2 protein-coding genes are annotated in these 1,769 nt (G+C 68.6%); both read left to right on the forward strand.

What is annotated here, in order from left to right:
* A partial coding sequence (locus tag NQ160_RS23330) for a carbamoyl phosphate synthase small subunit (protein WP_257517391.1) occupies nucleotides 1–902 on the forward strand: 902 nt, incomplete at its 5' end.
* Nucleotides 895–1,769 (forward strand): ATP-binding protein (locus NQ160_RS23335; protein ID WP_441338277.1); only part of this gene is annotated, 875 nt, incomplete at its 3' end. The genes NQ160_RS23330 and NQ160_RS23335, both read left to right, overlap by 8 nt.

Consider the following 1,769-nt stretch of genomic DNA (forward strand, 5'->3'; position numbering starts at 1 on the left):
TCGTGCGCGACCCCTCACGGGTCGTGTCCAACTGGCGCGCGGACAGCACGCTCGACGAGGCACTGGTCGCCGACGGCATCGTCGGCATCAGCGGCATCGACACCCGCGCCGTCACCCGCCACATCCGCTCCGCCGGCAGCATGCGCGGAGGCATCTTCAGCGGCGACGCCGCAGACATCGATCCTGAGGAGCAGCTGCGCATCGTGCGCGAGGCGCCCACCATGGCGGGACAGAACCTGTCGGCCGAGGTTTCCGTCTCGGCTCCCCAGGTGACGCCGGCCGTCGGCGAGCGCATCGGCGCCGTCGCGGTGCTCGACCTCGGCGTGAAGCAGGCGACGGTGGCCAATCTCGCCGCGCGCGGGTTCGAGGTGCACGTGCTGCCGCAGGACGTCACGATCGACCAGATCCGCGCCATCGACCCGGTGGGGGTGTTCTACTCCAACGGCCCCGGCGACCCCGCGGCATCCGACGATCACGTCGTACTGCTGCGCTCGGTGCTCGATGAGAAGCTGCCTTTCTTCGGCATCTGCTTCGGCAACCAGCTGCTGGGGCGCGCTCTCGGCTTCGGCACCTACAAGCTGCCGTTCGGCCACCGCGGCATCAACCAGCCGGTGCTCGACAAGCAGACGGGGCGCGTGGAGATCACGGCGCACAACCACGGGTTCGCCGTGGATGCACCGATCGAGGGCGTCACCGACAGCCCCGCCGGCTACGGCCGGGTCGAGGTGAGCCACGTAGGACTCAACGACAACGTCGTCGAGGGCCTGCGTGCCCTGGACCTTCCGGCGTTCTCGGTGCAGTACCACCCCGAGGCCGCCGCCGGCCCGCACGACGCCAACTACCTGTTCGACCGCTTCCGCGACCTCGTGCTCGCGAACCTGGAGACCACGAAGAATGCCTAAGCGCGACGACATCAACTCCGTCCTCGTCATCGGATCCGGCCCGATCGTCATCGGGCAGGCCGCCGAGTTCGACTACTCCGGCACGCAGGCCTGCCGCGTGCTGCGCGAGGAGGGCGTGCGCGTCATCCTGGTGAACCCGAACCCGGCCACGATCATGACCGACCCGGACTTCGCCGATGCGACCTACATCGAGCCGATCACCCCGGAGGTGATCGAGACGATCATCGCCAAGGAGAAGCCCGACGCGATCCTGCCGACCCTCGGTGGCCAGACGGCGCTGAACGCCGCGATGGCGCTGGACAAGGCCGGCATCCTCGACAAGTACGGCGTGGAGCTCATCGGAGCCAAGGTCGAAGCGATCGAGAAGGGCGAGGACCGCCAGATCTTCAAGCAGCTGGTGATCGACGCCGGCGCCGAAGTCGCAGCCTCGCGCATCGCCCACACGATGGACGAGGTGCTCGCCGCCGCCGACGAGCTCGGCTACCCGCTCGTGGTGCGTCCCTCGTTCACGATGGGGGGCCTCGGGTCCGGATTCGCCTATGACGAGCGCGACCTCCGTCGCATCGCCGGTGCAGGCCTGCACGACTCGCCCACGAGCGAGGTGCTGCTGGAGGAGTCGATCCTCGGCTGGAAGGAATACGAGCTCGAGCTCATGCGCGACACCGCCGACAACACGGTCGTCGTCTGCTCCATCGAGAACGTCGACCCCGTGGGCGTGCACACCGGCGACTCCATCACCGTCGCCCCGGCGCTGACCCTCACCGACCGTGAGTACCAGAAGATGCGCGACATCGGCATCGACATCATCCGCGCCGTGGGCGTGGACACCGGCGGCTGCAACATCCAGTTCGCCGTCGACCCCGCCAC

The organism is Microbacterium sp. zg.Y909 (genome assembly GCF_024626565.1).